Source organism: Acinetobacter sp. SwsAc5 (assembly GCF_013391485.1).
GTDB classification, from domain to species: domain Bacteria; phylum Pseudomonadota; class Gammaproteobacteria; order Pseudomonadales; family Moraxellaceae; genus Acinetobacter; species Acinetobacter towneri.
Genome location: NZ_JACAXD010000047.1, coordinates 1 through 7,181 on the forward strand (window position 1 = coordinate 1; position 7,181 = coordinate 7,181).

Annotated in this window: 9 protein-coding genes; 3 read left to right on the forward strand and 6 right to left on the reverse strand. The window is 35.4% G+C overall.

The features are described 5' to 3' along the window. The first annotated feature begins 323 nt into the window (after positions 1-323). Positions 324-743 (forward strand): SMI1/KNR4 family protein, encoded by a 420-nt coding sequence (locus HYG89_RS15445; protein WP_001180106.1) that lies wholly within the window; start codon positions 324-326, stop codon positions 741-743. Between the two features lie 79 nt (positions 744-822). Here HYG89_RS15445 and HYG89_RS15450 read toward each other — a convergent pair whose 3' ends face one another. Beyond that, positions 823-1,104 (reverse strand): addiction module antidote protein, encoded by a 282-nt coding sequence (locus HYG89_RS15450; RefSeq protein WP_000985609.1) that lies wholly within the window; start codon positions 1,102-1,104, stop codon positions 823-825. After that, entirely contained in the window at positions 1,105-1,407 is a 303-nt protein-coding gene (locus HYG89_RS15455) for a type II toxin-antitoxin system RelE/ParE family toxin (protein ID WP_000286964.1), read from the reverse strand. Between the two features lie 148 nt (positions 1,408-1,555). On the opposite strand from HYG89_RS15455, the gene HYG89_RS15460 reads away from it, so the two are divergent. Further along, the gene (locus HYG89_RS15460; protein ID WP_000172759.1) at positions 1,556-2,086 is read left to right on the forward strand and encodes a hypothetical protein; all 531 of its coding nucleotides are present in this window, start codon (positions 1,556-1,558) and stop codon (positions 2,084-2,086) included. 88 nt (positions 2,087-2,174) lie between these two features. On the opposite strand, the gene HYG89_RS15465 is transcribed toward HYG89_RS15460, so the two are convergent. Both HYG89_RS15465 and HYG89_RS15470 read right to left on the reverse strand, forming a co-directional pair. Next, positions 2,175-2,489, reverse strand: a complete 315-nt coding sequence (locus tag HYG89_RS15465) for a BrnA antitoxin family protein (protein WP_004728120.1) — start codon at positions 2,487-2,489, stop codon at positions 2,175-2,177. Then, the gene (locus HYG89_RS15470) at positions 2,476-2,763 is read right to left on the reverse strand and encodes a BrnT family toxin (protein ID WP_000438825.1); all 288 of its coding nucleotides are present in this window, start codon (positions 2,761-2,763) and stop codon (positions 2,476-2,478) included. The genes HYG89_RS15465 and HYG89_RS15470 overlap by 14 nt, the downstream gene beginning before the upstream one ends. A gap of 349 nt (positions 2,764-3,112) precedes the next feature. Here HYG89_RS15470 and blaMCA point away from each other — a divergent pair, with 349 nt between their 5' ends. Continuing rightward, positions 3,113-4,285: an MCA family class C beta-lactamase gene (blaMCA, locus tag HYG89_RS15475; protein ID WP_079863305.1), complete on the forward strand. Its 1,173-nt coding sequence runs from the start codon at positions 3,113-3,115 to the stop codon at positions 4,283-4,285. A 214-nt stretch (positions 4,286-4,499) separates the two neighbouring features. On the opposite strand, the gene HYG89_RS15480 is transcribed toward blaMCA, so the two are convergent. Next, the gene (locus HYG89_RS15480) at positions 4,500-4,835 is read right to left on the reverse strand and encodes a DUF6388 family protein (RefSeq protein WP_218644980.1); all 336 of its coding nucleotides are present in this window, start codon (positions 4,833-4,835) and stop codon (positions 4,500-4,502) included. 32 nt (positions 4,836-4,867) lie between these two features. Then, positions 4,868-5,443: a plasmid replication DNA-binding protein gene (locus tag HYG89_RS15485; protein ID WP_125274963.1), complete on the reverse strand. Its 576-nt coding sequence runs from the start codon at positions 5,441-5,443 to the stop codon at positions 4,868-4,870. Positions 5,444-7,181: the final 1,738 nt, after the last annotated feature.

Sequence of the window (7,181 nt, forward strand, 5' to 3'; positions counted from 1 at the left end):
GTATTTGGATTGTCACTGCTTGCTCCAAAGTTAACATGTTGAGCAGTCCAAAATGACCGCTATATTAACCAAGGGGGTCAGTTTTTAAATGCCATTAGGGGGTCATTTTTACACTGCCGCTAACATCATCAGATACAAGGTCTTTAATTTGCTTGGTAAAGATGCTGGTTTCAATAAATAACATGGACTCTTTATACGTCAATGGCGTATTTGAATTTTAGCAGTTTCCATAACAAAAAACGAGAGCTGGTAGATCTCGTTTCGCATAACAGCCATTATGTTAAATTGTAGTAAGAACTTTAATGCGATAGAGCAGAATGTATATGCAAAATAAGCTTGATAACATTATTCAAGAATTAAAAGAACTATCTGGGAATAGTCGTCTAAACATAGAACTACCTGATGATATTTTCATATCTGCTTATGAACGAAAAATAGGTTTTATTTTTCCAAAAGATTATAAAAAAGTTTTGAAAGAGATTAGCAATATCTTTTATGGAACAATTGAATTAGCGTCTCTTACAGATGAGAAAGAATGCTATCGAGGGCTATCTCAGATATTAAATGATGCTAGGGAGCAAGGTCTGCCAGAAGATTGGCTACCTATTTGTGAAGATAATGGTAGTTATTATTGCCTATCTCCTAATCATAAAATTAGATATTGGACAGCAGATGGATATAGCGATGAGCAGTGGGAAGATTTAGCAGATTGGATCAAGCAAGTTTGGATAGATGGAAATTAAGAATTTCTAAAATTAACATAATACACCTTATACGAAATTAAAAAATGGAGCCTAAAGCTCCATTTTTTAATAACTTTTTTTAAATTGCTAAGCGTAAATTCAGTGCTTTTACAACTTTAATCACAGTATCAAAACTAGGGTTAACATCACCAGAAAGTGCTTTATAAAGACTTTCTCGGCCTAAGCCTGTATCTCGTGATAATTGAGCCATTCCTTTAGCTTTTGCAATGTTACCTAAAGCCTTTGCAATGAATGCGGCATCGCCATTAGATTCTTCAATACATGCTTGTAAGTAAGCCTGCATATCATCCTCTGTTTTAAGATGCTCAGCACTGTCCCATTTGCGAAGTTTAATAGCCATTTATAGCTCCTCCTCTAAATCTTGTGCCAATTGCAGGGCAAGTTTTATATCTTTACTTTGCGTAGACTTATCTCCGCCTGCTAAAAGAATAACAACCCTTTGCCCTTGCTTGCAGTAATAAATCCTATAGCCTGGCCCAAAGAAGAAACGTAATTCAGAAACACCTTCACCGACCGGCTCAGTATCTCCAAAGTTTCCATCTTCAACCCGATCAATTCGGACTTGTATGCGTCTTTTTGCCTGCTGGTCTTTTAACTTGGTGAACCAGTCATCAAAGACTTCAGTGGTATATATTGAGTACATAAGTAGAATGTATCCTATAGGATACATTTATGCAAGAAATAAACTTGATATTTGGGGCTCGAAACGGTGAATTTCGTATAACCGCCATTATGTTAAGTTAATCAAAATTCTTAATGCACCAAAACCTAAAAATTTAAATGGAGTAAAAATGACTTTAAAGGGGTTAGATATTCAAGAAGATTGTATCAAAGCTATTTCTAATGAATCTTTAATATTTGATATTAAGAATAAAGAGTTTTTAGAGGATATAGAAAATCTTTTATTACAGTATTTTCAAAATTTTAGTAATGATTTAAATGGAATTGAGTTTGATAATTTTTCTGTGGAGTTTTGGTTCGATGCAGGACAATTGATTATTTATCCTGAAAAAGATTTATTAGATCGTAAACCCTTTGAATCTGAATATGATTTAGATAGATTAGACCCTTATTTTTATCTAGTTTGTGAAGAATATAGGATATATTTTGATGACTTAATATCTCGAAAAGTAAGCGATCAAGTATCTGAAAAAGAAGCTATTTCTAAAACTAATGACGTAATTGATTGTGTAAGCAAAGCTATAAAAAATATAAATGATGAAAACAATCTTTTAAAGATGTTAGGCAGGCCTAAATTAGAAATAAGATATTTCGGTGTAACGAAAGAAGAACTTTTAGCAAAAGAAATTCTCGTGAAATGAAGTAGATATTTTTGTCGTATTAAGGAAAACTAAAATTAACATAATGGGCGTTATGCGAAGTCAAAAATGGGAGCTTAAGCTCCCATTTTTATTGATGATTTTTTAATTCTTTCAGCATAGCATCCCGTAAAATTTCATTCATTCGTGTTTGATAACCTTTGCCTTGTGCTTTGAACCAAGCAAGTACATCAGCATCTAACCGAATTGAAGTTTGTTGCTTCACTGGGCGGTAAAATTGATTTTGGCGTACAGCACTGCTCCAATCGGTAATTTCAGGAATATCTGATAGATCTAGCTGATCATCAGGAACCGTGCCTTTAGCAAGCAAGCGTTGAATTTCAGCATCTTGCTTCTCACCAAATTTCTCATTCAGCTCTTTGCGTGAGTATCTAACCATGCTCATATTTGTTTCGCTCCGCTTTAGTCACTTGCCTTGCACTAATGATTCGTATGATTTCACAGTCATCTTCATCAAAAATGGTGTGAGCCACCAATAACATTAGTACGCCTTTAACTCGTCCAATGGTTTGCCAACGTTCTTCACCATCGGTATGTCTGTCTTGGATTGAGATCCGTAATGGATCTTCAAAAACAAGGCTTGCAGTTTCGAAAGAGATATCATGCTTTTTCTGATTCTTTCGATTCTTAGCCTCATCCCATTCAAAATACTGTTCCATAAAAAACATTCAAATTTGTATATACAATAATGTATCACAAAATTGTATAACTCAAGTTGAGAAGCGTAATTTTTAGTCAAATTTATTGGCAAGAACTATCAAAACTGCTCATAAAAAAGCCGACTTGTTTCAAAATCGACTTTTTGCTGATTTTTTGAGTAATGACAATTTTTTAAGTCATTGATTTTTATATTAATATACAAGTGTATTGCGTATAACCACCATTATGTTAAATAGCTGTTGGGCTAGATGATTTTTATATAAGAAGTTATTTAACAAAAATTAATACATATGTAATATTTAGTATATGAGATTATATGTGCCATCTTTTTTAAGGAAATTTAACCTAATGTTTTTTAATCAAAAATATTTTTTTCAAGCAAGCTTCATTACGATGGTTATCGGTTTTGGTATGAATTTAAATGCAAGTGAAGTCAGTCAAAATGAGAAAAATATTGAAAAAGTTGTTACCCAATCATTTAAGCCACTTATAGATGAGTATGGTGTAGCTGGTATGGCTATAGGCGTAATTTACAACGGTAAAAGTTATGAAAAATATTATGGTGTCCGATCTAAAGATACAAATGAAAGCGTAAATAGTCAGACACTTTTTGAGTTAGGTTCTTTAAGTAAAACTTTTACTGCTATTTCAGGAACATATGCCAATAATCAAGGTAAAATATCGTTCAACGATCATCCTAGTAAATACGTCCCTGCTTTAAAAAATTCAGAAATTGATAAGGTAAATTTATTAGAGTTATTAACTTATACAAGTGGCAATTTGCCATTACAATTTCCAGATAATATCAAAACTGATAAGCAAATATTAGAGTATTTCAAAAATTGGAAAGTAAAGAATCCTCCTGGTACTTATCGTGAATACTCAAATCCAAGTATAGGACTTTTTGGGTATCTAACTGCAAAATCGATGAATGTTCCTTTCTCTTCATTATTAGAGAAGACTGTTTTTCCTCAACTTAATTTGAAACATACATACGTCAATGTTCCAGAAGCACAAAAAACGAACTATGCTTTTGGTTATGATGAAAATAATAAGCCAATTCGAGTTAATCCTGGTCCATTGTCGGATGAAGCATATGGCGTTAAATCAACACTCCCAGATATGCTTAAGTTTGTAAATTCGAATCTTAATGTAGATACAAATAGCCCTGCTATGAAAAAAGCTATACTGGATACACACAAAGGATATTTTAAAGTTTCTGATAGCGGTATGACACAAGCACTTGGATGGGAAATGTTTTCTTATCCCACTACTTCTGAAATTCTACAGGCTAGTAATTCAAAACAAATCTTATTGGGCTCAAATCCTGTTGTAAAAGAATTATCGCAACCAAAATCTAAAGTTTTTCATAAAACAGGTTCGACTAATGGCTTTGGGGCGTATGTTTTATTTATTCCAGAAGAAGGATTTGGATTGGTTATGTTAATGAATAAAAAGATACCAAATGTAGATCGTATTAAGGCTTCATATAATGTTTTTGAGACATTGAAAGATAATTAACTTTCTCTAAAATTAACATAATACACCTTATACGAAATGCTGTATAATTATCCTTATAATTCAACGCTGTAGTTTCTAGTTTATAGCCCAATCACACCCGATTGGGCTTTTTTTATGATTTTTCACGTTCCACGCCTATTCTTTGATCAATGTTTCACGACTTTGTGTAGCTCCAGTGCATAATCAAATCATAGAGAGGAGACCAAAATAGGGATTACTCAGTCTCTGCTTTTAGTCTTGGGTTCAGTACAAAATATTCTTCAAGGTCTATACCCAACGCGTTTGCTGTATCTTGATGATGTTGTAATAAAACTTGTTTCTTTTGCTCAGGTGTTGCGACCATATTGAGAGCTAATCTCAGTGTATCTATACCCTGACTTGTGGCGTAGCCTCTAAAAGTTTCTAGCAATACTTGCTGTTCTAAAGCTTCTACGGAATCTCCTAAGTCATCGGCAATCTTAGGATTAACTTTTGACCTAATGATTGCTTGTACCCGTGGATCTTGTTTAAAAATTTCTAAGGCTTCTTCGATATATATAATATTGCTCAAAACTATTACCTCTGAATTAGTTGCGTATTGAGTTATTCATCGTTAAATACAGCATTCAATACACGACCAAATAGACCACGTTTTTTAGGTTGTGGTGCTGCCATATTTTGCAGCGTGGCATGCTGTGGCGTTTGGCTGTCGCGTGCTGTGGCATTTTGTTGTGGCACTGCCACAATTTCTGCCATATCATTGTTTAAATTTTCTTTATTTTCAATATTTTGATCTATTGTTGCATGTTGTGGCGTTTGGCTGTCGCATGCTGTAGTGTCAGGGTGTGGCACTGCTGTGGCAGGTGCCACACTTTTTAACTCAATAAGGGTTTGCATACGGTCAATTTGTTGCATCAAACGTTCTTCACGTTCTTGGTATTTTTTGACTTCGTTTTCTAAATGAGAGATTAGTTTTTGTGTAGCTGCATCATTAGTTTGTTTTGGTGGTTCAGTCGGTTTGGATAATTGGTCTGGTTCACCAAAGCATCTAATAACTTCGGCAATATCAAATTGGCCATCACTGGAACGTGATAAGCGTCCATTACGTACAGCTCTATAAATGGTCGATCTATCGACATTAAACTGTTTGGATACTTCGCTCAGTGAGAGTTTAGCCATTTAATTTTCAAGTCCTATTTATTATCTTTGAAGGCAAATAATATAAGCATTAGCATATATTTTATGTCAAAACTGACCTATATATTAGAGTTACACCATATACCGCAGATTTAGAATAATTGCTTCAACTATATAATATTTAATATTTTTTATGATTAAAAAATGAAGAAGCCCTGCTTGACTTACATCAAGCAGGGCTCTATATTTGTCGGTACGCAGTTATTTGATGTACCACCATCAAGTAACGAAGATCAGCAGAGTTGACGCTCGTGCAGATTTCACCAAAAGGCTTGTACCTGAACTCTATTTTCACTGTTATGTGCAGTAATATCAAGCCCCAAATGATAAGTCTTCGTTAGTTAAGTGTTTTTTTTCATCAAATAAGTATCCCAGATCGAGCTTTGCCTGCTTCTGCGTGCCCATTCTTTATGGTTGGCATGCGGTGCATGTGGAGGGAATAAGTGTCACTGGTGCATCGTAGCGATCGTCGAAAGGCGGAACCGTTACAGGGGAATCCCACATAAGCGGAGCGTTGAGAGTAGTTGTATAGGTTGGTTAAGTTGCATGCTGGGGAAACCCTCGCAGAGATACTGCCATACTTCGACAAGGAGCGCGTGGGGAAAGGTGCAAGACCTTTAGTCCTTGTCTGCATAGTCAGCAAAACTATGTGCGGATACGACCGATGCGTGGCTCCGTCAGCCCAATCAGGTTATTCGGCAATACTTAAGGGATTGTGGTTTTTTTTAAAATCATGCCCTTAGGGTGAGTATTGCCGAAACTCACTCAACGTTCACCATCAGCCCGAGCAAAGCGAGGGGTGTGGTGATCTTGAGTGAGTGAGAGCACTTAGCAGAATGCGTTTATTTATCTTAGACTTGTTGAAAATACTGTTTAAACGTAAAAAATAGAGTGTTACAGCTCGGTTAAGGTAATTTTGGTATTAATCCATATGGTTGTGTTTATAGTTGCTTAAAACGCAAAATAGAGCGTTTTAAAGATGAACGACTAAGCCTTTTCAGGCTTAGTCGTCATTTTTAAAAATGAATGCATGTGATTAATCTGCACCGACACCATTAAACAGAGCTATTTCTGTTTAATTCTCAGTTAAATTTCATAACATACAAAAATTTTTCCACGGATTACCAGTCCGCTTGCAGTCACCACAACTGCTATTTTTTTCACTAAATCAAACCTATAATCGGCTCAACCTTTCATTACTCATGTATACGCTTACGTTTTTATTCGCTCGAATATGCATGCTACCGACCTAAAAGCCGCTTTACTCAATTGATCTCCCATCCTCTAAAACATCATTTTAATTTAACAGTCACCAACTAATAAAATTTAAAAAACAATATCTTAGCGAACTTCCCGTATTAGTCTTAATTGTCAATCTGATGCCCGACTTCTCGCTTTCGCTCAAGTCTTACTCGTTGCACTCGTCTCTTCCTTTGGCTCTTCATGGGGAGTTGTTCCAAGACCCCACTTACAGCCGACTAAAGACTCTTTAGAGTTATCGTGCTATCAAAATTTTCAGCAAAGCATCTATCAGGTTCTACTGTAGATGCCGTTACAGGCTTAAGCTATCCGACGAATCTTGCTTATGTATTTACAAGTACCCGATGTCCATGACCCTTTTAGAATCTGACATCTGACAGTTTTTCTCTGTCTTGATCGCCTTTCGGCTCACTTTTAATCGCCCACCTGTGCTGTGCCCATCCCAAAATCACTCATGAAA